The sequence below is a fragment of the Amycolatopsis mediterranei genome (assembly GCF_026017845.1).
Lineage (GTDB): Bacteria > Actinomycetota > Actinomycetes > Mycobacteriales > Pseudonocardiaceae > Amycolatopsis > Amycolatopsis mediterranei.
In genome coordinates this window covers 9,784,562-9,806,678 of the sequence record NZ_CP100416.1, presented here as the reverse complement: position 1 = coordinate 9,806,678, position 22,117 = coordinate 9,784,562, and the positions used below count along the sequence as shown (strand labels likewise).

General features: G+C 70.4%; 23 protein-coding genes. 14 read left to right on the top strand and 9 right to left on the bottom strand.

Going from position 1 to position 22,117, the window contains the following annotated elements:
• Positions 1-286: 286 nt before the first annotated feature.
• Together ISP_RS44510 and ISP_RS44505 are read right to left on the bottom strand one after the other, a co-directional pair.
• The gene (locus tag ISP_RS44510; RefSeq protein WP_013230344.1) at positions 287-2,200 is read right to left on the bottom strand and encodes an ABC transporter ATP-binding protein; all 1,914 of its coding nucleotides are present in this window, start codon (positions 2,198-2,200) and stop codon (positions 287-289) included.
• A gap of 41 nt (positions 2,201-2,241) precedes the next feature.
• On the bottom strand, positions 2,242-2,709 hold the full coding sequence (locus tag ISP_RS44505) for a DUF1579 family protein (protein ID WP_230468629.1): 468 nt from the start codon (positions 2,707-2,709) through the stop codon (positions 2,242-2,244).
• Between the two features lie 49 nt (positions 2,710-2,758).
• On the opposite strand from ISP_RS44505, the gene ISP_RS44500 reads away from it, so the two are divergent.
• The gene (locus tag ISP_RS44500; protein WP_013230342.1) at positions 2,759-3,205 is read left to right on the top strand and encodes a MarR family winged helix-turn-helix transcriptional regulator; all 447 of its coding nucleotides are present in this window, start codon (positions 2,759-2,761) and stop codon (positions 3,203-3,205) included.
• 22 nt (positions 3,206-3,227) lie between these two features.
• On the opposite strand, the gene ISP_RS44495 is transcribed toward ISP_RS44500, so the two are convergent.
• Both ISP_RS44495 and ISP_RS44490 read right to left on the bottom strand, forming a co-directional pair.
• Positions 3,228-3,611 carry a PPOX class F420-dependent oxidoreductase gene (locus tag ISP_RS44495; protein WP_013230341.1) on the bottom strand — a complete coding sequence of 128 codons (384 nt, stop codon included), beginning with the start codon at positions 3,609-3,611 and terminating at the stop codon, positions 3,228-3,230.
• 26 nt (positions 3,612-3,637) lie between these two features.
• Complete coding sequence (locus tag ISP_RS44490; protein ID WP_013230340.1) at positions 3,638-4,225, bottom strand: dihydrofolate reductase family protein; 588 nt, start codon at positions 4,223-4,225, stop codon at positions 3,638-3,640.
• 89 nt (positions 4,226-4,314) lie between these two features.
• Between ISP_RS44490 and ISP_RS44485 the strand changes: the two genes are divergently transcribed.
• Positions 4,315-4,770, top strand: a complete 456-nt coding sequence (locus tag ISP_RS44485; RefSeq protein WP_013230339.1) for a winged helix-turn-helix transcriptional regulator — start codon at positions 4,315-4,317, stop codon at positions 4,768-4,770.
• Between the two features lies 1 nt (position 4,771).
• On the opposite strand, the gene ISP_RS44480 is transcribed toward ISP_RS44485, so the two are convergent.
• Positions 4,772-5,353, bottom strand: coding sequence for a TetR/AcrR family transcriptional regulator (locus ISP_RS44480; protein ID WP_013230338.1), 582 nt, complete (start codon positions 5,351-5,353; stop codon positions 4,772-4,774).
• A 95-nt stretch (positions 5,354-5,448) separates the two neighbouring features.
• Between ISP_RS44480 and ISP_RS44475 the strand changes: the two genes are divergently transcribed.
• The 7 genes from ISP_RS44475 (at position 5,449) to ISP_RS44445 (ending at position 14,981) form a co-directional block, all read left to right on the top strand.
• The gene (locus ISP_RS44475) at positions 5,449-7,938 is read left to right on the top strand and encodes a glycoside hydrolase family 3 protein (protein ID WP_013230337.1); all 2,490 of its coding nucleotides are present in this window, start codon (positions 5,449-5,451) and stop codon (positions 7,936-7,938) included.
• A 153-nt stretch (positions 7,939-8,091) separates the two neighbouring features.
• Positions 8,092-8,994: a GNAT family N-acetyltransferase gene (locus ISP_RS44470; protein WP_013230336.1), complete on the top strand. Its 903-nt coding sequence runs from the start codon at positions 8,092-8,094 to the stop codon at positions 8,992-8,994.
• A 79-nt stretch (positions 8,995-9,073) separates the two neighbouring features.
• Positions 9,074-9,499 (top strand): hypothetical protein, encoded by a 426-nt coding sequence (locus tag ISP_RS44465; RefSeq protein ID WP_176742176.1) that lies wholly within the window; start codon positions 9,074-9,076, stop codon positions 9,497-9,499.
• Between the two features lie 31 nt (positions 9,500-9,530).
• Positions 9,531-11,150 (top strand): 2,3-epoxybenzoyl-CoA dihydrolase, encoded by a 1,620-nt coding sequence (gene boxC / locus ISP_RS44460; protein WP_013230334.1) that lies wholly within the window; start codon positions 9,531-9,533, stop codon positions 11,148-11,150.
• Between the two features lie 5 nt (positions 11,151-11,155).
• The gene (gene boxB, locus ISP_RS44455; RefSeq protein ID WP_013230333.1) at positions 11,156-12,577 is read left to right on the top strand and encodes a benzoyl-CoA 2,3-epoxidase subunit BoxB; all 1,422 of its coding nucleotides are present in this window, start codon (positions 11,156-11,158) and stop codon (positions 12,575-12,577) included.
• Positions 12,578-12,585: 8 nt separating this feature from the next.
• Positions 12,586-14,130, top strand: coding sequence for a benzoate-CoA ligase family protein (locus tag ISP_RS44450; RefSeq protein ID WP_013230332.1), 1,545 nt, complete (start codon positions 12,586-12,588; stop codon positions 14,128-14,130).
• Complete coding sequence (locus ISP_RS44445; RefSeq protein ID WP_013230331.1) at positions 14,127-14,981, top strand: amidohydrolase family protein; 855 nt, start codon at positions 14,127-14,129, stop codon at positions 14,979-14,981. The genes ISP_RS44450 and ISP_RS44445 overlap by 4 nt, the downstream gene beginning before the upstream one ends.
• Positions 14,982-15,032: 51 nt before the next feature.
• On the opposite strand, the gene ISP_RS44440 is transcribed toward ISP_RS44445, so the two are convergent.
• Positions 15,033-15,413, bottom strand: coding sequence for a VOC family protein (locus tag ISP_RS44440; RefSeq protein ID WP_013230330.1), 381 nt, complete (start codon positions 15,411-15,413; stop codon positions 15,033-15,035).
• Positions 15,414-15,461: 48 nt separating this feature from the next.
• On the bottom strand, positions 15,462-15,908 hold the full coding sequence (locus ISP_RS44435) for a MarR family winged helix-turn-helix transcriptional regulator (RefSeq protein WP_013230329.1): 447 nt from the start codon (positions 15,906-15,908) through the stop codon (positions 15,462-15,464).
• Positions 15,909-16,009: 101 nt separating this feature from the next.
• On the opposite strand from ISP_RS44435, the gene ISP_RS44430 reads away from it, so the two are divergent.
• Positions 16,010-17,149 (top strand): dipeptidase, encoded by a 1,140-nt coding sequence (locus ISP_RS44430; protein WP_013230328.1) that lies wholly within the window; start codon positions 16,010-16,012, stop codon positions 17,147-17,149.
• Positions 17,150-17,195: 46 nt separating this feature from the next.
• The gene (locus ISP_RS44425; RefSeq protein WP_013230327.1) at positions 17,196-17,633 is read left to right on the top strand and encodes a LapA family protein; all 438 of its coding nucleotides are present in this window, start codon (positions 17,196-17,198) and stop codon (positions 17,631-17,633) included.
• Here ISP_RS44425 and ISP_RS44420 read toward each other — a convergent pair.
• On the bottom strand, positions 17,630-18,451 hold the full coding sequence (locus ISP_RS44420) for a maleylpyruvate isomerase family mycothiol-dependent enzyme (protein WP_014467799.1): 822 nt from the start codon (positions 18,449-18,451) through the stop codon (positions 17,630-17,632). The genes ISP_RS44425 and ISP_RS44420 overlap by 4 nt on opposite strands.
• Before the next feature lie 82 nt (positions 18,452-18,533).
• Here ISP_RS44420 and ISP_RS44415 point away from each other — a divergent pair, with 82 nt between their 5' ends.
• Both ISP_RS44415 and ISP_RS44410 read left to right on the top strand, forming a co-directional pair.
• Positions 18,534-19,316, top strand: a complete 783-nt coding sequence (locus ISP_RS44415) for an Abi-alpha family protein (RefSeq protein ID WP_013230325.1) — start codon at positions 18,534-18,536, stop codon at positions 19,314-19,316.
• A 3-nt stretch (positions 19,317-19,319) separates the two neighbouring features.
• Positions 19,320-20,555, top strand: coding sequence for a DUF445 domain-containing protein (locus ISP_RS44410; protein WP_013230324.1), 1,236 nt, complete (start codon positions 19,320-19,322; stop codon positions 20,553-20,555).
• Here the strand turns inward: ISP_RS44410 and ISP_RS44405 are convergent.
• Entirely contained in the window at positions 20,552-20,911 is a 360-nt protein-coding gene (locus ISP_RS44405) for a winged helix-turn-helix transcriptional regulator (protein ID WP_013230323.1), read from the bottom strand. The genes ISP_RS44410 and ISP_RS44405 overlap by 4 nt on opposite strands.
• Positions 20,912-21,026: 115 nt before the next feature.
• Between ISP_RS44405 and ISP_RS44400 the strand changes: the two genes are divergently transcribed.
• The gene (locus ISP_RS44400; RefSeq protein WP_013230322.1) at positions 21,027-22,013 is read left to right on the top strand and encodes a zinc-dependent alcohol dehydrogenase family protein; all 987 of its coding nucleotides are present in this window, start codon (positions 21,027-21,029) and stop codon (positions 22,011-22,013) included.
• Positions 22,014-22,117 lie beyond the last annotated feature (104 nt).

The following is a 22,117-nucleotide window of genomic DNA, read 5'->3' as shown; positions in this document are numbered from 1 at the left end:
GGTCGGCTCGCGTGTCTGGAGGGTCGGCTCGCGTGTCTGGAGGGTCGGCTCGCGTGTCTGGAGGGTCGGCTCGCGTGTCTGGAGGGTCGGCTCGCGTGCTTGGAGGGTCGACTCGCGTGTCTGGAGTGGACGGTCGGCCGGCGAGTCGGCCACCGGATACGCGGGCTGATCGGCTGGGTGCGCGGCTGACCGGCTGGGTGCGTGGGCCGACCCTCCCGGTACGCGAACCGACCGGCTGGGTACGTGGGCCGACTGGCTGGGCGCAGGTGTGTGGGGCGGTGGGCGGTCAGGGCTGTCCGTTGCGGTAGGCGCGGGCCTGGATCTCGTACAGCTCGTGGTAGACGCCGCCCGCGCGGATCAGCTCGTCGTGGGTGCCTTCTTCGATCAGTCTTCCCTTCTCCAGCACCAGGATCCGGTCGGCTGAGCGGATGTTGGCCAGCCGGTGCGTCACCAGCACCGTCGTGCGGCGGCCGCGGTCCGAGCGGCTCGCGTGCTGCAGCCCGGCGAACACGCGGGCTTCGGCGCGGGCGTCGAGGGCCGCCGTCGGTTCGTCGGCCACCAGGACCGAGGCGTCGCGGTAGATGCCGCGGGCGATGCCCATGCGCTGCCACTGGCCGCCGGAAAGGTCGTGGCCCTCGTCGAACTTCTTCGACAGGACGGTGTCTTCCCCTGCGGGCAGGGAGCTGATCACCTCGTCCGCGCCCGAGTAGTCGGTCGCTTCCCGCCACGCCTGCCTGTCCGGGTCCGGCCGGCCGAGGCGGCCGACCGTGATGTTGTTCGCCGCCGTCATCGGCCACTCCGCCGGTTCCTGCGCGATCACCGCGATGTTCGCGTGCACCGAGGCCGGATCCGCCCGCGCGAGGTCGACGTCGTCCCAGCGGACCGTGCCCTCGTCCGGCGGGTAGAGCCCGGTGAGCAGCTTGCCGAGGGTGGTCTTGCCGGAGCCGTTCTCGCCGACCAGTGCGACCACCTCGCCGCGCCGGATCGTCACCGAGACGTCCCGCAGCGCCGGGCTGTCCCGGCCCGGGTAGGTGAACGAGACGCCGTCCAGCCGGATCTCGGCCGGGTCGGCGGGCGCGGTGACCGACGCCGGCGGCGGTTGCCGCTTCCGGGATTCCGCGAGCAGCTGGTTGTAGAACCCGATGTAGAAGGAGTCTTCGTACAGCGAATTGACCGCGCGCATGGTGTTGGACAGCGACGTGGACGCCGTGCGCATCGCCAGCACCGCCGTGCCGGCCAGCGCCAGCTCCATCGCGCCGGTGTAGAGCAGCCACCCGAGCACCAGGTACGCGAGGGCGGTGCCGAAGCCGGCCGCCGCCCGCCCGCTGGTGCGCACCAGGTTGCTCCGGTGCGCCAGCCGGACCTCCTCACGCGTGAGGCTGCGCGAGATGCGCCGGTACTCGCCGAGCAGCGGCTCCTGCAGCGTCAGCGCGTGCCGTTCGAGGGCCATCGAGCGCCAGGTGGCGACCTCTTCGACGACCGACTTGCGGATGTTGCGCCCGACGGTGTCCAGGAAGTGCCGGTAGTTCAGCTTCGCGACGCGCGCGGCGGCCCAGCCGTCGGCCGCCGCCGCGAGCAGCAGCACTGGGGCCAGCCACGGGTTGAGCAGCCCGGCCGTGATCATCGCCGCCGCCAGCGAGATCACCGAAGACGTCAGGTCGGCCAGCCGCCGCAGGCTCGTCTCGATGGCCCGCACCCCGAACCGCGCGCCCTGCCGGGCCAGCTCGCGGAAGTCCGCGTCCTCGAACGCGATCAGCCCGACGCGCACGACCGCGGCCGTCACCGCGTCGTCCGCCGCCGCGGTGACCCGGGGCCGGAGCGCGCCTTCGACGGCGGCGACGGCCGCGTCCAGCACCGCGCGCGCCGCGTACGACCCGGTGACGACCGCGATCGCCGGCAACGACTGCAGCACGCGTTCCGGGGTCGGGCCCTGTTCGAGCAGTGCGGTGAAGACGTTCGCGGTGGCGAGCAGCCCGAACGCCGTGACGCAGCCGGACACGACGTGCACGACGGCGGCCAGCAGCGTCAGCCGCGGCGACGTCCGCCACGCCAGCCGCAGCACGACCGAGATCGCGGTGGGCAGCGCGCGCACGGCCTGGCCGAAGCCCGCGGCGGCCACGCGTTCGTCGACGCGCGCCCACTCGGGCATCTTGACGTTTTCGACCCCGATCAGCGGGGGCGGCTCGGCGGTTCCGGACACCCCACCATCTGTACTCCGGGGGTCCGACAGTTTCGGGCCGGCTACTGGTCCTTCCGGGTGTACCGCGCGCGCAAAAACGGGCTGTACTCGGGGTTTTCACCCATCCGGACGTCGATTTCGTGCGTCAGCGTCCCGCCGTCGGGCGTGAGCCGGTGCCGGGCCACCCCGCGCGCGGTCCGCTTCTCCAGGGTCAACGTCGCGCCGGCCCAGGTACCGCGGGCGGCCGACTCGGGCGGGAAGCCGTAACTGTCGAAGCCGTACCAGAGCGTCTCGCCGGTGGCCGGGTCGGCGGTGAAGACGTTGTGGCCGAGGAACTCGGACCCGTCCTCGCGGCGCTGCCGGTAGTGCTGGATCACGGCGAAACCGTTGAGGGCCAAGCGGTATTCGCAGTCGGCACGCGCGGTCGAGGCCGGCGCCCACGGCGAGGCGGCGAGTTCCTCCGTGCCGGTCCAGTCGCCGACGAACGCCTTCAGCGATTCGTGCGCGGGACCGAGGCGGGGCATGTTCATGGTCGTCTCCATTTCGACAGGTACCTGTCGATGTGCGAGACTAGCACGCATGCGGTCGCATCGAGCCGAGACGTTCACCCGCGTGATCGACGCGGTCTTCGCGTGCAACGGCGGTTTCCTCGCCGCGGGCGACGCGCTGACCGAGCCGGTCGGGCTGACGGCGGCGCAGTGGCAGGTGCTCGGTTTCCTCGAGGACGGCCCGGCGACCGCCGCCGAGGTGGCGCGCCGCCGCGGACTGCGCCGCCAGAGCGTGCAGGAAACGGTGAACCGCCTGCTGCGCAACGGAATGCTCGACCGCCTGCCCAACCCGGCCGACGCGCGGGCGCCGCTGCTGTCGTTGACGCGGCGGGCTCGCAACGCGATGCGGGCCCTGGGCGAGGCGCAGGTCGAGTGGGCGGAGGACGTGGCGGCGGAGGTGCCACTGGCGGACCTCGAGACGACATTGCGCACGCTGCAGCGATTGCGCGCGGTGGCGGCCCGGCCGCAGCCGCGGTGAGCGCTCGGACAGGACCGATCCGTCAGCACATGCCGACGCTCTGCCGCTCGACCTCGATGAGCGCGACCACCCGCTGCTGCTCCCGCGTGTACGGCCTCCCGATGTACTTGGCCGCGATCCGGTCGACGATCTCCCAGGCGGCGTCACCCTCGATCCACTCGGCCACCCGGCCACGGATGATCACCGGTTCGAACGGGTTGTCCGGCGAGGTCAGCGAGAGCGCGACGCGCGGGTCACGCCGCAGGTTGCGGGCTTTGCGCGTGTCCGGGCCGGTCAGGATGGCGATGCGGTCGCCCTCCGCGTCGACCCAGACCGGGACCGAGTGGGGCGCGCCGTCGGGCAGGGCGGTGGCGAGGTGACCGATCGCGGTGGTGGCGAGGATGCGGCGGACGTCGGTGTCGAGCATGGTCGGTTCCTTACTGGGGTAGCGGTTCAGGCGACGGCGTAGTGGAGGTGCGTGACGCCGGGCGCGGCCACGGCCTCGAGCAGGCGGAGCCGCACGTGTGACGGCAGCTCTTGGAAGAACGATCGGCCGCCGCCGAGCAGGACCGGGACCTGGTGGAGCACGATTTCGTCGACCAGTCCGGCCTGCAGCGCCGAGGCCAGCACGCCGCCGCCCATGAGGCCGACGTCCTTGCCGCCGGCCGCCTCGCGGGCCGCCGCGATCGCGTCTTCGACGTTGCCGGCGAGAGTCTGCCGCTCGGTCAGCTCCGGCGCGGGCCGGTGGCTGACCAGGAAGAGCGGGGCGTTCGGGTGCGGGCTGCCGCCACCGAAGTGTTCCGAGTCTTCGTAGGTGTTGCGGCCCGCCACGATCGCGCCCACCCGGCCGGCGAGCGAGTCGAAGACGCGGGCGCTCGGCTCGCTGAGGGTGAAGAAGTCGAAGACCCGGCTGCGGGTGTCCCCGTCGGTGTACCAGTCGAAGAGCGTCCCGCCGTCGCCGAGGCCCTGACCCGGGCGGGCGCCGCGGCCGGTGAGGTAGCCGTCGACCGACACGGCGTGGGCGCTGAAGACCTTGCTCATCGTGACTTCCCTTCTGGGTTCCTTCAGGAGACTCCGAAACCGTAACAGCTCAAGTTCCTTAAGGGAACCCCGAGTGCTAAACTGGCCTCATGCAGCGCACGAACTTCAGCGAACTGGCCGCGTGCTCGATCGCGCGCACGCTCGACGTCATCGGCGAACCGTGGTCACCGCTGATCCTGCGGGACGTCTGGGCCGGGGTCGGCCGGTTCGAACAGCTCCAGGCGGACCTCGGCATCTCGCGCAAGGTCCTCACCGAGCGGCTGAAGCACCTGGTCGACGAGCAGGTGCTCGAGCGCCGTCCCTACGACCGCCGGCCGCGCTACGAATACGTCCTGACCGAGAAGGGCACCGAGCTGGTCGACATGCTGCTGGTGATGACTCGCTGGGGCGACAAGTGGCTGGCGGGCGAGGCCGGCCCCCCGGTGCTCTACCGCCACCACGCGTGCGGCGAAATCAGCAGCGTGGACCTGCGCTGCGCCCACTGCGGCGAGCCGATGCACGCCAACGACGTCGACGCGCTGGCCGGCCCCGGTTCGACCCGCTGAGTCAGTCCGGCTTCACGCCCAGCAGGGTCAGGAACGTGCGGAACCCGGCGGACATGTCGACCTCCGCCGGGTCGAGGAGCCATTGCAGCTGGAGGCCGTCGAGGATGGCGATGGCCAGCGGGGCCAGCTGTTCCGGGGTGGTACCCGGCGGGAGTTCGTCGCGGTGGCGCTCGAGCATCTGCGTCATGCCCGCCCGCACCCGCGCGTAGCGGTCCTGGAAGTACTTCCGGGCGGGGTGGTCCTCCGTGACGCTGTCCGCCGAAAGCACCGTGTACGTCTGGACGATGCCCGGGCGGGTTGCGTTGTAGTCGACCAGGTCCGCCAGCTGGTTCACGGTCATCGCCGACGGGTCGCCCTCCCGGGCGTGGCCGAAGTGCAGCAGGTCCCACTCGTCGCGGGTCTCCAGCACCGCCGTCAGCAGGTCTTCCTTGGCGGGGAAGTAGTGCATCAGCCCCTGTTGCGTCAGCCCGACGCGCTCGGCCACCGCGGCCAGCGACGTGCCTCGGTAGCCGCGCTCGGCGATCACCTCGAACGCCGCGCGGACGATGCTCGCTCGGCGGTCGGCGCCCCTGGCCCGGGTCATGATCCCGAGCCTACGGCAGTGAGCGTCACGGAAACATAACGTTCACTACTCACCGCCAGGTAGGGTGACGGCAGGACCGACCGCGGAGGATGCGCATGAGCTTCGACGTCGAAGCGCTGCTGGCCGAGCTCGACCTGGACGCCAAGGCGAGCCTGCTCGCCGGCCAGGACGTCTGGTCCCTTCCCGCGCTGCCGCGGATCGGGCTCGCGTCGATGGTCCTCTCCGACGGCCCGGTCGGCGTTCGCGGGAAGCGCTGGAGCCCGGAGGACCCCTCGGTGACCCTGCCCAGCCCGACGGCGCTCGCCGCGAGCTGGGACCCGCGGCTGGCCGTGCGCGCCGGCCGGCTGCTCGCGCAGGAAGCCCGGCGCAAGGGCGTGCACGTGCTGCTCGCCCCGACGATCAACCTCCAGCGCTCGCCGCTGGGCGGCCGGCACTTCGAGTGCTACTCCGAAGACCCCCTCCTCACCGGGATGATCGGCGCCGGCTACGTGACCGGCGTGCAGGACGGCGGGGTCGCCGTCACGGTCAAGCACTTCGTCGCCAACGACTTCGAGACCGAACGCTTCACCGTCGACGTGCGCGTCCGCGAGCGCGCCCTGCGCGAGCTCTACCTCGCGCCGTTCGAACTCATCGTCCGGCGCGCGAAGCCGTGGGGGATCATGGCCGCCTACAACTGCGTCAACGGCGTCACGATGACCCAGCACGCCGAACTGCTCAACGGCGTGCTGCGCGACGAATGGGGCTTCGACGGCTTCGTCGTGTCCGACTGGCTGGCCGCGCGCGACACCGTCGCCTCCGCCAACGGCGGCCTCGACGTGGCCATGCCCGGCCCCCGCACGGTGTTCGGCGAACGGCTCGCCGAAGCCGTTCGCGGCGGCGAAGTCGATGAAGCCGTCGTCGACGCCATGGTCCGCCGCGTGCTCCTGCTCGCCGACCGGACCGGCGCGCTCGGCGGGAGCTCCGCGCCGAAAGGGTCCGATGTGGACGGAGACGCGATCGCGCGCGAGGTCGCGCACCGGTCGTTCGTGTTGCTCCGCAACGAAACCGGCGTGCTGCCGCTGCGGGAGCCGCAGAGCATCGCGCTCATCGGTGCGCTCGCCGCGGACCCCAAGATCCTCGGCGGGGGCAGTGCCACCGTGTTCCCCGATCACATCGTCTCCCCTCTCGACGGCCTGAAAGCGGCCATTCCCCCGGGCACCGAGCTCGGTTATGCCCCCGGTGCCGATCCGCGGACGACGTTACCGACCGCCACCGACATTTCTTGGGGGCCTCGGGTGGCGAAGCCCCCGACCTGGGGCGAAGCCCCGGATGTCACCGACAATTTCCGGCTCCGCGCGACGGCCCGCGCCGCCGACGGCGCCGAACTCGCGGAATTCTCCTTGCGCCAAGCCAGGATCGACTGGATCGGCGAACTGCCGGCCGGCCTCGACATCGGCGCGCTCGCCTCGGTCGAGATCGCCGGCACGTTCCTCCCGGAGCAAAGCGGCACGCACACCTTCGGCGTCACCGGCCCCGGCGACCTCCGCCTCACCGTCGCCGGCCAGACCGTCTTCGACGGCGTGAACCTGCCGGAGGGCGGGGACATCTTCACGTCCATCATGCAGGTGCACGAACAGCGCCGGGAGCTCGAGCTGACCGCGGGCGAGCCGGTCGACATCAGCCTGACCTACTGGATCCCGTCGGAGATGGCGGAATTCGCCAGGGGCACGTTCGCCTGGGTCACCTTCGCGCTCGGCCACCGCGGCCCGGTCCTCGACCCGGACGCGAGCCTCGACGAAGCCGTGGCACTGGCGGCGAAGTCGGAGGTCGCGATCGTCGTGGTCGGCACGACCGCCGAGGTCGAGAGCGAAGGCTTCGACCGGACGTCCCTCGCTCTGCCCGGCCGCCAGGACGAACTCGTCGCGCGGGTCGCCGAAGCGAACCGGAACACCGTCGTGGTCGTCAACGCCGGCTCCCCGGTGGAGATGCCGTGGCGCGACGACGTCGCCGCGGTGCTGCTCACCTGGTTTCCCGGCCAGGCCGGCGGTGCCGCGCTCGCCGACGTCCTCCTCGGCCGCGAGGAGCCCGGCGGCCGCCTGCCGACGACCTGGCCGGCCAAGCTCGAAGACGCGCCGGTCACCGACGTGACGCCGGAAGACGGCGTGCTCGAGTACGGCGAAGACGTGTACATCGGCTACGGCGCCTGGGCCCGCGCCGGCCGGCAACCCGCGTACTGGTTCGGTCACGGCCAGGGCTACACGACCTGGGCGTACCAGGAGCTCGACGCCTACCCGGACGAGGAAGGCGGCGCGCGCGTCCGGGTCCGCGTGCGCAACACGGGAACGCGCACGGGCCGCGAGGTCGTGCAGCTCTACCTGGCCCCGACCGAGCGCGGCGACCGGCCGCAGCGCTGGCTGGCCGGGTTCGCGAGCGTCGAAGCCCGGCCCGGCCAGGCCGTCGACACCGACATCGTCATCGCGCCGAGATCGGCCGAAGTCTGGCGCGACGGCTGGCAGCACATCGCGGGCGAGTACGTCCTGGAGGCGTCGCACTCCTACGCCGAACCGCGGCTGAGCACGCGCGTGGTGCTGCAGAAAATCCGTTGATCACCGCGGGCGGATCCCGCTAAGGTCACGAACGCACCCTCGACCAGGCGAAAGGAGGTGGGACCGATGATCACGCACCCGATCACGCGCTCCCACCTCAGTACGAGGGTGCCGGGTATCTGACCCCGGGAGCGCACTCCCGGAAGGATTTCCGTGACCGAACTGGTCATCCGCCCGCTCGCAGCGGGCGAAGAAACACTGTTCACCTCCCTGCCCGACCGCGGTCTCGTCGGCCGCGCGCTGCTCGGCGACGACTTCACCGAGATGGCGAAGAACGGCGAATACCGGCCCGAGTGGACCTGGGTCGCGCTGCGCGACGGCGTGGTCGTGGCCCGCGCGGCTTGGTGGGCCAAGCCCGGCGACGAAGAACCGATCGCCCTGGACTGGTTCGACTTCACCGACTTCGACGCGGCCGTCCGCCTGCTGAAGACCGCGCCGCTGCACGCGGAGTACGCGCTGCACACGCCCCCGGCGTGGCAGGACGATCCGCAGGTCGCGGCCGAGGTGACCGGCCGGGTCGAGGCGGCTGAGCGGGCGGGCTACCGGAAACTCGTCGAGCGCTACCGCTTCTGCTGGACCCCGGAAAACGGCCTGCCGGAAAAGCCCGGCCGGCTCGAGTTCCGGCCGGAACCGGACGACGACGTGATCCTCGACGTCTTCCGGCGGGTGCACGTCGGCAGCCTCGACGCACACGTCCGCAAGGCGGTCGAGGAGCACGGCCTCGACGCGGCCGCCCTGGAGGACCTCGACATCATGCGGTGGATGCCGGGCCCGCGGGACTGGTGGCGGCTGGCGTACACGCGCGAAGGCGAGCTGGTCGGCCTGACCCTGCCGACCCGCAACGTCTACGACCCGGTGGTCGGCTACATCGCCGTCGTGCCGGAGCAGCGGGGCCGTGGCTACGCGTACGACCTGCTGGTGGAGGCCACGCACGACCTCGCCGGGTACGGCGCGGACGGGATCATCGCGGGCACCGACGTCGGCAACGTCCCGATGGCGAAGGCGTTCGCGAAGGCGGGCTACCCGGTGGTGCTGCACCGCATCGACCTGGTGTGACACGCAGGCGGCCGCGTCTTGCCGGGCGCGGCCGCCGCGCGTTACGGTCGCTAGAGCGATCTATCAAATCGGGGGCGAGATGGACAAGGGACTGACACCGCTTCGCGTGATTCTCGGCTTCTCCCTGCTCAGCACGACGTTGCATTACGCGCACAACGCCCTCCGCGTAGCGGACTACCCGCAGCTGCCGGGCGTTCCCGCGGCCGCGGCGGGCATTGCCGTCGCCGTGGCCTGGGTGCTGTTCACCGCGTTCGGCTGGCTCGGCTACCGCGCGTACACCCAGGAGCGGTACACGCGCGCATTGGCGTTCCTCTTGGTCTATTCCCTGGCCGGACTGGTCACGCTGGGCCACTTCCTGACCGGCGTCCCGCGGATCCCGGCGTTCTGGTTCGCGACGATCTTCACCGACGCCGCGGCCGGGCTGGCCCTGTGGGCGTTCCTCACCTGGGCGTGGGCCACGTACAACCGGGTGACCACGCGAGATCAACTTTCTACACAACATTGACCTCCGTCTGACTCATGTAGACAATCGAGCAGTGACCACCACCACACCGGTTGCCTTCGACCGCCGTCCGGACGAGTACCGCCACTGGCGCCTGCGGGTCGACGGGGAGGTGGCCTGGCTGGAGCTGGACGTCGACGAGCAGGGTGGGCTGGTCCCGGGGTACGAGCTCAAGCTCAACTCCTACGACCTCGGCGTCGACATCGAGCTCTACGACGCCACGCAGCGGCTGCGGTTCGAGCACCCCGAGGTCCGCGTGGTCATCGTGACCAGCGCCAAGGACAAGGTGTTCTGCGCCGGCGCGAACATCCGCATGCTCGCCGCGTCGGAGCACCACTGGAAGGTCAACTTCTGCAAGTTCACCAACGAGACCCGCAACGGCATGGAGGACGCCACCGAGCACTCCGGCCAGGTCTACGTGGCCGCGGTGAACGGCACCTGCGCCGGCGGTGGCTACGAAATCGCGCTGGCCTGCGAAAAGATCTTCCTGATCGACGACAACTCCTCGACCGTCGCGTTGCCCGAGGTGCCCCTGCTGGGCGTGCTGCCCGGCACCGGCGGCCTCACCCGGGTCGTCGACAAGCGACGCGTGCGCCGGGACCTCGCCGACGTCTTCGCCACGCGCCCGGACGGCGTCAAGGGCAAGACGGCCGTCGACTGGCGGCTGGTCGACGAACTGGTACCTCGCCAGGACTTCCGCGAGAAGGTCCTCGAAAAGGCGCGAGAACTCGCCCGGCAGTCCGAGAAGCCGGCTGACCAGGGCATCGAACTCACCCCGCTCGAACATCGCTATGTCGACATCGACGTGGCCGGGAACCAGGCCACGATCACCGTCAAGGGCCCCGAGAACGACCCGGGCGACCTCCACGAAGAGGGTGCGGGCGGCTGGTTCCTCGCCATGACCCGCGAGCTGGACGACACGATCCTGCGGCTGCGCACCAACGAGGTCGAAGCCGGGACGTGGATCCTCCGGACCCAAGGCGACCCGGCGAAGGTGCTGGCGCACGAGCAGGCCGTGCTCGGGCAAAAGGACTGGCTGGCCAACGAGATCACGCACTACTTCAAGCGGACGCTCAAGCGCCTCGACGTCACCAGCCGCAGCCTGATCGCGCTCATCGAACCGGGCAGCTGCTTCACCGGCGCGCTGCTGGAAATCGCGCTGGCCGCCGACCGCCAGTACATCCTGGACGGGCCGCCGATCGACGACGAAGACAGTGACGAACGCGCGTCGATCCAGCTGACGGACGCCAACTTCGGTGCTTTCCCGATGGGCAACGGCTTGACCCGCTTGCAAGCGCGCTTCTACGGCGACGAAGACCACCTCGCCTGGCTCGCGCGCGAGAAGAACCGCGAGCTCAGCCCCGCCGAAGCCCTCGAACTCGGCCTGGTCACCGACGCCCCGGACGACCTCGACTGGGAGGACGAAATCCGGATCGCGCTCGAAGGCCGCGCGTCGCTGTCCCCGGACGCGCTCACCGGCATGGAGGCCAACCACCGGTTCGTCGGGCCCGAGACCATCGAGACCAAGATCTTCGGCCGGCTGGCGGCTTGGCAGAACTGGATTTTCACCCGGCCGAACGCATCCGGGCCCGAAGGCGCGCTGCGCCGTTACGGTACGGGACAGAAGGCCGTCTTCGACAGGAAGCGGGTCTAGCGCAGATGCCCGAGAAGATCGACTACGACGCCAAGATCCCCAACAACGTCAACCTCGCCGAAGACCGCAGGCTGCAGCGCGCCTTGGAGGGCTGGCAGCCGAAGTTCCTGCACTGGTGGGGCGAGATGGGGCCGACGCTGGAGACGCAGGGGGTCTACCTGCGCACCGCGGTCAGCGTGGGGCGCGAAGGCTGGGCGCACTTCGACCACGTCAACGTCCCGGACTACCGCTGGGGCATCTTCCTCGCCGAGCGCGACCCGGACCGCCGGATCGCCTTCGGCGAGCACCAGGGCGAGCCGGTGTGGCAGCAGGTGCCCGGCGAGTACCGCGCCGACCTGCAGCGGCTGATCGTCATCCAGGGCGACACCGAGCCGGCGTCGGTCGAGCAGCAGAAACTCCTCGGTCTGACCGCGCCGAGCCTGTACGACCTGCGGAACCTGTTCCAGGTCAACGTCGAAGAAGGCCGGCACCTGTGGGCGATGGTGTACCTGCTGCACGCCTACTTCGGCCGCGAAGGCCGTGACGAGGCCGAAGGACTGCTGATGCGCAACTCCGGCAGCCCGGACGCGCCCCGCATCCTCGGCGCGTTCAACGAGGAAACCGCCGACTGGCTGGCGTTCTACATGTTCACCTACTTCACCGACCGCGACGGGAAGTACCAGCTCGGCACGCTCAAGGAGTCCTCCTTCGACCCGCTTTCGCGCACCTGCGAGTTCATGCTCAAGGAAGAGGCGCACCACATGATGGTCGGCACCACCGGCGTCGACCGCGTGGTGACCCGCAGCGCCGAGCTGATCCGCGAGCACGACACGTACGACATCGGCCCGCACGGCGGCATCCCGCTGGACATCATCCAGAAGTACCTCAACTTCCACTACACGGTGTCGCTGGACCTGTTCGGCAGCGAGACGTCGACGAACGCGGCGAACTACTACACCGCCGGGCTCAAGGGCCGCTGGCAGGAGACCCGCCGCCGGGACGACCACAAGCTCACCGAGGACGCCCGCACGCTGGAGCGGCCGAACGGCGACGGCACCTGGACGACCGAAGAGCTGCAGGCGATCCTGCTGCTCAACCTCGACCTGCGCAGCGAGTACATGGCCGACTGCCAGACCGGTGTGAAGCGCTGGAACAAGATCCTCGCCGACGCCGGCGTCGACCACACGTTCCGCTTGCCGCACCCTGGCTTCAACCGCGAAGTGGGCATAAACTCCGGCCACCACGTCACTCCCGACGGCACCATCGTCGACGAGGCGACCTGGGAGGCAGGCAAACGCAAGTGGCTGCCCACGACCGAAGACCTCACGTTCGTCCGTTCGCTGATGCGCCCGGTGTACGAGCGGGGGAAGATCGCGAGCTGGGTCGCGCCGCCGCGGCAGGGCATCAACGGCAAGCCCATCGACTACGAGTATGTGTACCTCACGTAGGAGGCCTGGTGGCGACAGGGTTCAATGCCGCGGAGTACCTGCTGTCGGCCGGGCTCCCGGACGCGACCGCGGTCGTGTCGCGCGGGCGATCGCTCACCTACGCCGAGCTCGCCGAGGAGTCCCGGCGCGTCGCCGGCGGGCTCGCCGGACTCGGGGTGCGGCCCGAAGAACGGGTCATGTTCTGCATGGTCGACGACGTCGAGCTGCTCACCGGCATCCTCGGCGCGATGCTGGCCGGCGCGGTCGCCGTCCCGGTGTCGACGATGGTCACCGGGCCGGAGCTGGGCCAGGTGCTGGCCGACTCGCGGGCGCGCGTGCTGTGCGTGTCCGGGGAGTTCGCCGAGCAGGCCGGGATCGCGCTCGAGCTCGCTCCGGAGGTCACCGACGTCGTGCTCGACCGCTGCGACGGGGCCGGGTTCGGCGTCCGGACGCACGACTGGCCGGCGCTGGCGGGATCGCTCCCCAGTGGACGGACGTGGGAAGATTCGCCCGCGCTGTGGCTGTACACCTCGGGCACGACGGGGCAGCCGAAGGGCGCGATGCACCGGCACGCGAGCATCCGCGCGGTCTGCGAGACCTACGCCCGCGGTGTGCTGGCGACGACGTCGGCGGACCGGTTCCTGTCCGTGCCGAAGCTGTTCTTCGCCTACGGGCTGGGGAACTCGTGCTTCTTCCCGCTCAGCGCGGGCGGGACGACGCTGCTCGAGCCTTCGCGGCCGGCGCCCGCGTTGTTCGCGAAGCGCGCTCGCGAGGAGCGGCCGTCACTGTTCTTCGCGGTCCCGACGTTCTACGCCGCGTTGCTCGCCAGCGACGTCCCGGACGACTCGTTTTCTTCGGTACGGTACGCGGTTTCGGCCGGTGAGCCGCTGCCCGCCTCGCTGTTCGAACGGTTCCGCGCGCGCTTCGGGCTGGAGATCCTCGACGGCATCGGGTCGACCGAGGCCCTGCACATCTTCCTGTCGAACCGGCCCGGTTCGGTGCGGCCGGGCAGCACCGGCGTCCCCGTGCCGGGGTATTCCGTGCAGCTGCGCGACGAAACCGGGGCCGTGATCGACGCCGTCGGCAAGCCGGGCGAGCTGTTCGTGGCCGGGCCGTCGACGGCCACCGGGTACTGGGCCCGCTACGACGCGACGAAGCTGGTGTTCCAGGGCGAGTGGCTGCGGACCGGCGACAGCTACGTCCGGAACGAAGACGGGACTTACAGCTGTCTGGGCCGGTTCGGGGACATGCTGAAGGCGGGCGGCATCTGGGTGTCACCGTCCGAAGTGGAGGAACGGCTGCGGCAGCACCCGGCGGTGGCCGAGGTCGCGGTCGTCGCCGCGCCGGACGCCGACGGTCTTGACAAGCCGGTGGCGTGCGTGGTGCCCGCGCCCGGGTTCGCGGTGGACCCGGCCGAGCTGATCGAGTTCTGCCGCGAGGGCCTGGCGGCGTTCAAGCGCCCGCGCGGGGTGGTCGAACTGGCGGAGCTGCCGAAGACGGCGACCGGCAAGATCCGCCGCAACGTGATCCGCGAGCTGGTCCGCGACTCGCTGCGGACGGTACCCAGCCCGTGATCGACGGGCACTTCGTGGTCGACGCCCACGTCCACACGCCGCGGCTGCCGACGCTGAAACCGGCGTGGCTGCAGTGGGCGCACGACTTCGCCGGGTCGTACCCGTGGCGTTCGGTTTACGCCTCCGACGGTTCGGTGGTGCCGTCCGCAATGGACGAGCTGATGGAGTCCGAGGGTGTCGACCGGGTGCTGCTGTTCTGCGAGTACAGCCCGCGGGCGACCGGGATCCAGCCGATCGAGGACAACCTGCCGTTGGTTTCGTTCAACCCGGAGCGGTTCCGGCTCGTGGCGAACGTGAACCCGTACCTGCACCACCCGGCGGCGGCCGAGGTGGCGCGGCAGCTGGACCTGGGCGCGGTGGCGTTGAAGATCCACCCGGTGCACGGCGCGTTCTCGCCGGCGGACAAGGAGCTGTACCCGGTCTACCAGCTGTGCCTCGAACGCGGGGTGCCGGTGATCCTCCACTCGGGAACGTCGAGCTTTCCCGGCTCCCGCACCAGTTTCGGCAATCCGGAGCTGCTGTCCGATGTGGTCGAAGACTTCCCGTCGCTGCAGTTCGTCTTCGCCCACGGCGGTCGCGGCTGGTGGTACGACGTGGCGGCGTTCCTCGCGCTGGCCAGGGAAAACGTGTGGCTCGACCTGGCCGGGCTGCCACCGAAGAAGCTGCCGGAGTACTACCGGCGGTTCGACCTGCCGCGGCTGGCGGGCAAGTTCGTGTTCGGGACGGACTGGCCGGGCGTGCCTTCGGTGGCGGCGAACGTCCGGACGCTGGCCGGCTTGGGGTTGCCGGACGACGTGCTGAGCGGGGTTCTGTCGGGGAACGCGATCAAGCTGATGCCGTCGCTGGCGTAGCGGGGCCGAACGCGGGGGTGCCGCTGACGGCACCCCCGCGCCCCCAGGGGGTCAGCCCATGACCTCGTGCAGGCAGAGCACGTTGCCTTCGGAGTCGCTGAACCAGGCGGCTCGCTCGTTGCCCAGCTGGGCGATGTGGTCGACCGTCTTCAGGCCTTCCATCTCGAAGTCCTGGAACCGCACGCCGCGGCCCTCCAGGGTTTTGACTTCGGCGGGCAGGTCGCCGACTTCGAAGCTCAGTGCCGTGTTCTCGCTCTGCGCGCCGGCCGGCATCGGGCGGAGGCCGATGGCGCCGCCGGCTGCCGCGAAGTAGAGGGTTCCGTCTTCGCCCTTCCCCGTCTGCTTCAGGCCGAGGGAGTCCGCGTAGAAGTGGCCGGCGCGTTCACTGTCGGTCACCGGAAGCATCGTCGTGATGGTCGATTCGGTCAGCATGGCTCTCATGGTGCGCCGTCACCGGCGTCCGGCGTGACCTCGACTTTTTCAACGATCGGCGTTGAACGCGCGCAGTGTCCGCATGGCTTCGGCGAGTGCCGGGGCGTCCTCACCGAGCGGCGTCAGGACGATCCGGCGCAGGATGTCCGCCGCCGCGGCGCGGGCCTTGTTCGCCACGTCCAGCCCGTGCTCGGTCAGTGACGCGAACGTCACGCGGCGGTCGTCGGGGCTGGGGATCCGGCAGATCAGGTCGGCCGCCACCAGGCGGTCCGCCACCTTCGTGAACCCGCCGCTGGACAGCGCCGCCTCCATGGCCAGGCGGGTCATCGGCATCCGGTGCTCGGGCGAGCGCACCAGCCGCAGCAGGATGTCGAACGACGCCGGCGCGAGCCCGAAGCGGTCGGCGATTTCGCCCATCAGCCTGTCCTGGGTGGCCAGGTAACCCTCGATGACCAGGCCCCACCAGGTGACGATCTCGTCGTCGTCGGTGTCCACGAGGAGACACTTTACCGCAGCGACTCGCCGGATTACTTCTTCCGCGGAAGATGTCAGCCCGTTTGTACGAGTCGTATACCGGACATCCCTACGATCGGCCGATGACTAACGAGGCACTACAGCGTGCTACCAAACTGCTGGACGCCGTCATCCTCGCCGACGGGCACAACGACCTGCCGTGGGAGCTGCGGCAGCACGGTGGCCCGAACCCGGTCGAGGCGGCCGCGTCCCTCGACCTGACCGTGCGGCAGCCCGCGCTGCACACCGACTTCCCGAAGCTCGCCGACGGGAAGCTCGGCATGCAGTTCTGGTCGGTGTACGTGCCCTGTGAGTTCGAAGGCCACAGTGCGGTGACCGCCGTCCTGGAACAGGTCGAAGTCGTCCACCAGCTGGTGGAGCGCTACCCGGACCGGCTCCGGCTCGTCACCACCGCGGACGAGGCCGAGGCCGCGTTCGCCGACGGGCGGATCGCGTCGCTGCTCGGTGCCGAGGGCGGGCACAGCATCGCCGAGTCGATCGGCGTGCTGCGGATCCTGCGCCGCCTCGGTGTCCGCTACATGACGCTGACGCACAACTTCAACACCACCTGGGCCGACGCGGGCACCGACGAGCCGGCCCACGGCGGTCTCACCGAGTTCGGCCGCGACGTAGTGCGCGAGATGAACAAGATCGGGATGATGGTCGACCTGTCGCACGTCGCGCCGTCGACGATGCGGGCGGCGATCGAGGTCAGCTCGGTGCCGGTGATCTTCAGCCACTCGTCCTGCACCGCGGTGAACGACCACCCCCGCAACATCCCCGACGACGTCCTGGCGAAGCTGCCCGGCAACGGCGGCGTCGCGATGATCACCTTCGTGCCCGCGTTCGTCTCGCCGAAGGTCGCCGCGTGGAACGAACAGCTCGAGGCCGCGATGGCCGAAGCCGGGCAGGAGTACCGGAACCTGACGCTGCGCGGGAAGTTCGTCCAGGACTGGGACGGCCCGCCCAAGCCGCTCGCCACCGTCGAGGACGTCGTCGCGCACGTCGAGCACGCCCGCGAGGTCGCCGGCATCGACCACATCGGCCTCGGCGGCGACTACGACGGCGTCGGCTCGCTGCCGGAGGGACTGGAGGACACGTCCAAGTACCCGGTGTTGTTCGCCGCGCTGCTCGAGCGCGGGTGGAGTGAGGACGACTGCGCGAAACTGGCCGGGCGGAACACCCTGCGCGTCCTGCGGGAGGTCGACGGTTTCGCCCGTTAGGGGGTTTGAGGCGGCGCTCCGCGCGCGCCGGACGGACACTGAGCACATGACGCACGCGCGCGGGGGCGCGGCCGACCGCCCCACCGGTCCCACCCACCAAGAGCTGCCCGAAGGCGCCCTGGAGCCCGCCGAGCTGCGCGCCGGCGACGTCCGGCCGGGCGCGGAGGAGGTGACGCCGGTGCGGCCGGCACCCGCCGAACCGGCGTCCGCCGAACCGGCCTCCGCCAAACCGGCGGGCAAGGCCCGGCCGACGCGGATCAGCGGCACCTGGGTCGCGGTCATCGCGGGCCTGGTTGTCCTGGTCGTGCTGCTGGTCTTCATCCTGCAGAACCTCGACCCGGCGACGGTGCACTTCTTCGGCGCCGAGGGCAGCCTGCCGCTGGCCATCGCGATGCTGTTCTCGGCGATCGGCGGCGCGGTCCTGGTCGCGCTGATCGGCGGCGCCCGGATCCTGCAGCTGCGGAAGCAGGCCCGACGCCGCTAGACGATGATCGACGTCATCCCGAGGAGCACCGCGCAAACGTTTTCGTCCCCCGTCGTCCGCACCCGGCCGAGGTCGGTCGCGTTGCGGGTGCAGAGGCGCCAGAACGTGTCGAGGTCCGTCGTCACGGTGGCCAGCGGGGTCTGTGACGGCGGTGCGCCGCGGTCCAGGACCCAGCCGTCGCGCTCGCGGCGCGCGTGCCACTTGCCCTGCCCGGTCACCGTGTAGCCGACCTGCTTGCCGACGCGGGCGTCGACGGCACGCAGGGTGTGCGGCAGGGCCCGGATGAACGTGTCGGCGATCGGCTCGGCGTACTCCGCCTCCAGCGGCGTGTGCTCCAGGGCCTCGCGGATCTGCACGTGGTGCACCCAGAACTCGGAGTAGTCGCGAGCCGCGTCCAGCCAGCGCGGGGCGGGCTCGTCGCCGGCCCAGCTCACCGGCATGCCGAGGACGTCGAGGTCCAGCTGGGCCCAGTACTCGGTCGTCTGGCCCATGAACTCGTACAGCATCGTGAGCAGGACGTCCGTCGAGAGCCGGCGGCACGCGACGACCCACTCCTCGTTGATCCGGTCGATGAACCGGGGAAACGCCTCACCCGGCCGGGGGCCTTCGGACGCGTGGCCGTCGCGGCCGTGGGACAGCCGCCCGACCTTGTCGCCCAGCAGGTGGGCGGCGACGTCCTTGACCGTCCAGCCGGCGCACATCGTCGGCCGCGTCCAGTCCTCCTCGGTCAGGGCGCCGAGCAGGGTCATCAGCGCCTGCTCTTCCTTGGAGAAGTACGGGAGGACGTCGATCGGCGGGCCCCAGCGCGTCGGACTCATGTGTGCATCCAACACGGACATCACACCTCCGTTCGGCCTACCCGCAGGTAGCATCAGCGCGTAAGCAGAGGGGAGCCCACCGGTGAACGCAGAGCGACCGAACGGCCGGGGTGCCGCCGACGACGTGGCCGACCTGGCCCACCGCGCCGGTCAGCTGGCGGGCTGGGCCGCGCGCACCGGTTTCGCACTCGGCCGCAAGCTGCCCGGCGTCGAGACCGCCGAACGCGGCGTCCGGCAGGTGGAGCGCCAGCTGCTGACCGAGCTGCGCCGCCGGCTCGACGAGGTCGACGACCCTTACCACGCGGCGCTCACCGCGGCGTCGGCGATGAACCGCCCCGCGGCCATCGAAGCCACCGTCACGCTCGTGCCGGTGCGCGACAACCGCGGCGAGCCGCTGCGCGCGGCGATGGCCGAGCTGCTCAACCACTCCGTCGGCTTCGGCCGCGAGCGCGCCCGCGAGTACTTCTACGCGATCATCCTGCGCCAGCTGACGCCGGACGAGGCCCGGATCCTGTCCGCGCTGTCCGACGGCTCGCCGTTCCCCGCGGTCGACGTCGTCGAGCGGACCGGCCTCGGCGGCCACGGCCGGGTCGTGCTGCGCAACGCCTCGACGGTCGGCAAGGCGGCCGGGGTGTCGCTGCCCGACCAGGTGCCCGGCTACGTCACCCGGCTGATCGGGCTCGGCCTGGTCGACCTCGACGAAGAGGTGCCGTCGCTGGAGACGCAGTACGAGATCCTGATGACCGACGAAACGGTGCGCGAAGCGGAGAAGCACGTCCGGCGTGCGAAGTTCGTCCGGCGGACGATCCACGTCTCGCGCCTCGGCGCGCAGTTCTGGCAGGCCTGCGACCCGAGCTTGGGTTAGCGGATGGGGGCCTTCTTCGCCGGCATCGTCGCCGACTTCGCGCAGCACTGGCCTCTCTACGTTTCGATCCCGATCGTCGCCGCGCTGATCGGCTACGGCACCAAGCTCGTGGCGATCCGGATGATGTTCCAGCCGGTGGAGTTCATCGGCGTCAAGCCGTTCCTCGGCTGGCAGGGCATCGTCCCGAAGCGCGCGGCGCGGATGGCGAGCATCGCCTGCGACACGATGACCGAGCAGCTGATCAAGCCGGCCGAAGTGGTGGCGCGGCTGGACGCCGGGCGGATTGCGAAAGAGATCGAAAAGCCCCTGCTCGCGGGCGTCGAGGACATCGTCCGCGAGGTGGCGGCGCACTACCAGCCGGGGCTGTGGGAGTCCCTGCCGGTCCGGGTGCAGCGGCTGGTGATCGAGCGCGTCCAGCACGAGTCGCCGCGGATGGTCGCCGCCGTGCTCGACCTGATCAAGTCCGATGTGGACAGCGTGTTCGACCTCAAGGGCATGGTGGTCACCAGCCTGGTCAAGGACAAGCGCCTGCTGAACCGCATCTTCCAGGAGGCGGGCGCGAAGGAGTTCAAGTTCATCGCCCGGTCCGGCCTGGTGTTCGGCGGCGCGATCGGCGTCGTCCAGATGGTGGCGTGGGTGCTGTTCAAGTTCCCGCCGATCATGCCGGTCTTCGGCCTGTTCACCGGCTGGTTCACGGACTGGCTGGCGCTGCGGATGATCTTCTACCCGATCGAGCCGCGCCGCTATTTCGGCATCCAGTGGCAGGGGCTGTTCCTGAAGCGGCGCGCGGAAGTGGCGGAGGCGTACGGCTCGCTGATCGCGAAGGAGATCATCACGCCGCACAACGTGATCGAGGCGATCCTGCACGGGCCGCTGTCGGACCGGGTGCTGGCGCTGATCCAGCGCCAGCTCGACCGGGAGCTGGGCAGCGTCGCGAAGCCGCTGCTGGTGTTCGCCGTGGGCAGCCGCAAGTACCAGGACGTGAAGCTGGCGATTTCGTCCCAGATCATGTCGCGCCTGCCGGAGACGATGCGCTACATCGAGGACTACGCGGCGGACGCGATGGACATCCGCAACGTGCTGGTGTCGAAGATGAAGCAGCTGTCGCCGAAGGAGTTCGAGAGGCTGTTGAGGCCGGCCTTCGAGCAGGACGAGTGGATCCTGATCGCGACGGGCGCGGTGCTGGGCTTCGCGGTCGGTGAGGCTCAGGTCCTGGTCCTGGAGCACCTGGCGGTTTAGGCCAAGTCGTACGCCTGACGCGCCTCGGCGACCTTCGCCCGGTGCTTCGCCGCCCACGCCGACAATGCGTGCAGTGGCTCGTCCAGCTCCATCGCGTGCGGTGTCATCGTGTACTCGACCCGCGGCGGGACCTCCGGGTAGACCGTCCGCGTCACCAGCCCGTTGCGTTCCAGGCCGCGCAGCGTCAGCGACAGCATCCGCCGGGAGACGCCGGCCAGCGCCCGCTCCAGTTCGCTGAACCGCCGGGGTCCGTCGCCCAGCTGGATCAGCGTCCGGATCGCCCATTTGTCGCCCACCAGATCGAGCACCTCGCGCAGGGAGCACATCTCCGCGGGAGGAGTTTCGCCGTTGTCCATCGTCGTGACCCCGTTCGTAACAGGCGTGTGCCGTCGTATCAGAAAAGTGCCGTCTTCCAGCGGGAACGCGACCGGGGCACGATCGATTCCGGCAAGCTGGGGAAAGGAACCAGGAATGACCAAGACAGTGCGGTTCGCGACCGAAGGCGGACCGGAAGTGCTGGAGCTCGTGGACGTCGAACTCGGCGAGCCGGGCCCCGGCGAGCTGCGGCTGCGGGTCGAGGCGATCGGGCTCAACCGGGCCGAGGCGATGTTCCGCGCCGGGGTGTACTTCGAACGCGCCGGCGAGTTCCCCGCCAAGCTCGGCTACTCGGCCTCCGGGATCGTCGAAGCCCTCGGCGACGGTGTCGAGGGCTTCGAAATCGGCGACGCGGTCAGCACCATCGCGGGCTTCTCGATGCGGGACTACGGCGTCTACGGCGAGGCGGCGATCGTCCCGGCGTCGGCCGCCCTCCGGCGCCCCGAAGGGCTCGACGCCTCCGAGGCCGTGGCGCTGTGGGGGCCCTTCCTCACCGCTTACGGCGCTCTCATCGACGAAGGACAGGTGCGGCCGGGTGACTTCGTGCTGATCACGGCCGCGTCGAGCAGTGTCGGGCTCGCGACGATCGACGTCGCCAACCACATCGGCGCGATCCCGATCGCCGCGACGCGGACCGCCGGGAAGAAGCAACGTCTTCTCGACGCCGGTGCCGCGCACGTGATCGTCACGGACGAAGAAGACATCGCCGAGCGCACCCTGGAAATCACCGGCGGCAAAGGCGCGGAGTTCGTCTTCGACGCCGTCGCCGGCGAGGGTGTCCGCAAGCTGGCACAGGCAACGGCCAAGGGCGGGACCCTCGTCGTCTACGGCGCGCTCGACAGCAAGGAAACGCCGTTCCCGCTGTGGTTCGTCCCGGCCATGCGCGTGTTCAACGCGTTCGACCTGACGTTGAACCCCGACCGGCTGGCTCGCGCGGCACACTTCGTTCGTGCCGGCGTCCGGGCGGGCACGTTCCGGCCGCGCGTGGACCGCACCTTCGACCTGACCGACATCGCCGAGGCGCACCGCTACCTCGAGGCGAACGGCCAGTTCGGCAAGGTGGTGGTCACCGCCGGGGGCTGAGCGGGCGAACAAGTCCACCCGGACGGCCGTACCCCCGGACGTATCCCCGTCGTCACCTTTCGCCTCTACTCTGCGTCAGGACGACCGATTCGCCGGGAGACTCC

What these genes read in the sequence shown, in the direction of transcription:
- ISP_RS44400 (WP_013230322.1), top strand. Translation starts at nt 21,027, where the DNA reads ATGACCAAGACAGTGCGGTTCGCGACCGAAGGCGGACCGGAAGTGCTG.
- ISP_RS44420 (WP_014467799.1), bottom strand. Translation starts at nt 18,451, where the DNA reads ATGAGTCCGACGCGCTGGGGCCCGCCGATCGACGTCCTCCCGTACTTC.
- ISP_RS44495 (WP_013230341.1), bottom strand. Translation starts at nt 3,611, where the DNA reads ATGCTCGACACCGACGTCCGCCGCATCCTCGCCACCACCGCGATCGGT.
- ISP_RS44465 (WP_176742176.1), top strand. Translation starts at nt 9,074, where the DNA reads ATGGACAAGGGACTGACACCGCTTCGCGTGATTCTCGGCTTCTCCCTG.
- ISP_RS44485 (WP_013230339.1), top strand. Translation starts at nt 4,315, where the DNA reads ATGCAGCGCACGAACTTCAGCGAACTGGCCGCGTGCTCGATCGCGCGC.
- ISP_RS44410 (WP_013230324.1), top strand. Translation starts at nt 19,320, where the DNA reads ATGGGGGCCTTCTTCGCCGGCATCGTCGCCGACTTCGCGCAGCACTGG.
- ISP_RS44480 (WP_013230338.1), bottom strand. Translation starts at nt 5,353, where the DNA reads ATGACCCGGGCCAGGGGCGCCGACCGCCGAGCGAGCATCGTCCGCGCG.
- ISP_RS44475 (WP_013230337.1), top strand. Translation starts at nt 5,449, where the DNA reads ATGAGCTTCGACGTCGAAGCGCTGCTGGCCGAGCTCGACCTGGACGCC.
- ISP_RS44500 (WP_013230342.1), top strand. Translation starts at nt 2,759, where the DNA reads ATGCGGTCGCATCGAGCCGAGACGTTCACCCGCGTGATCGACGCGGTC.
- ISP_RS44430 (WP_013230328.1), top strand. Translation starts at nt 16,010, where the DNA reads ATGACTAACGAGGCACTACAGCGTGCTACCAAACTGCTGGACGCCGTC.
- ISP_RS44505 (WP_230468629.1), bottom strand. Translation starts at nt 2,709, where the DNA reads ATGAACATGCCCCGCCTCGGTCCCGCGCACGAATCGCTGAAGGCGTTC.
- ISP_RS44405 (WP_013230323.1), bottom strand. Translation starts at nt 20,911, where the DNA reads ATGGACAACGGCGAAACTCCTCCCGCGGAGATGTGCTCCCTGCGCGAG.
- ISP_RS44440 (WP_013230330.1), bottom strand. Translation starts at nt 15,413, where the DNA reads ATGCTGACCGAATCGACCATCACGACGATGCTTCCGGTGACCGACAGT.
- boxB (WP_013230333.1), top strand. Translation starts at nt 11,156, where the DNA reads ATGCCCGAGAAGATCGACTACGACGCCAAGATCCCCAACAACGTCAAC.
- ISP_RS44490 (WP_013230340.1), bottom strand. Translation starts at nt 4,225, where the DNA reads ATGAGCAAGGTCTTCAGCGCCCACGCCGTGTCGGTCGACGGCTACCTC.
- ISP_RS44425 (WP_013230327.1), top strand. Translation starts at nt 17,196, where the DNA reads ATGACGCACGCGCGCGGGGGCGCGGCCGACCGCCCCACCGGTCCCACC.